Genomic DNA, 1,021 nt, shown 5'->3' on the forward strand with positions numbered 1-1,021 from the left:
TGGATCCAGTCTTCCCGTTCGCACAGGCCCTCGATGGTTTCCGCGCGGTGGCGCGCCTGTTTTAGGGCCTCCTGGTAGGGGCGCACGAGCTCCCATTGCGGGCCCAGGGCGTAAACTTCCTTGTTGACCTCCACCACAATCCTTTGCTTCCAGAGGGGGGCGAGGTGCTCGTCGCGAAGGGTTTCCTCCGAGTCCAGCCCCCGGCTCAGGTCCCAGTAGTCCTGCCTGAGGAGGCTGTAGAGATCCGAGAGCGGGAGCGTTTTCCATTCCGTCAGCAGATCGATAATCGCTTGACGCAGTCGGCCGAGGGCCAGAGGAAGGATCGGCAGATCCACCCAATAGCCGTCCTCGGCCGTGAAGCGGACGCACTTCTCAGCGACCTCGTCCTCGGCTTGAACGTAGTAAAGGCGCGCGACGTCCCCGGAGAGGGCCGCAGCCAGCTCGAGGGCGAAGTTCATCACGTTGTTGCCCCCGGTGAGGTTCACCCAGATTTCCTTCCCCTGGCCCCCCGTGCCGGCCAGCGCAGCGATCACCCGCACCACCCGCTCGTAGGTCAGGTGGATGTTCCGCCGATCGACCTGGCACCAGCACACCGTTCCGGATTTCCGTCCCCCTGCAATCGGCGGCCACTCTCGGCGCAGCAGGTCGCGCAGGACCTTCTGCATGGGCCCTGGTGGTTGCTTCGGACCGCTGGCCTTCTGGCCAGGCGGGTTGTCGATGTATTCGAAGGCAGGGACGGTTCCCGCGATCACCTCGGGCGTGGTGAAGAGGACCAGCGCTTGGACGTCGCCCACCCGCTGGCCGGCCGTCCGGTGGCGGGCCTCGCCGGAACGGGCGAAGAACCGCTGATCCTCCGCGTTCCACCGCTGGTAGCGATGGGCCAGGTAGGTCAGCGGGCCGATCACCGTGCCCGGGGAGCACCCCAATCCCATCAGGTGGTAAACGCCCATAGCTCATCGCTCCCGCCGCATCACATATCGCTCAATGTGCTGGCGGGCTGCTTCTAATTGTCCGGCACTCT

1 protein-coding gene is annotated in these 1,021 nt (G+C 65.2%); it reads right to left on the reverse strand.

What is annotated here, in order from left to right; translation table 11 throughout:
* Positions 1 to 950, reverse strand: a 950-nt coding sequence (locus NZM16_RS00760; RefSeq protein WP_295477809.1) for a hypothetical protein, incomplete at its 3' end; no start/stop codon positions are given.
* Positions 951 to 1,021: the final 71 nt, after the last annotated feature.

This window comes from Thermoflexus sp. (assembly GCF_025055495.1).
Lineage (GTDB): Bacteria > Chloroflexota > Anaerolineae > Thermoflexales > Thermoflexaceae > Thermoflexus.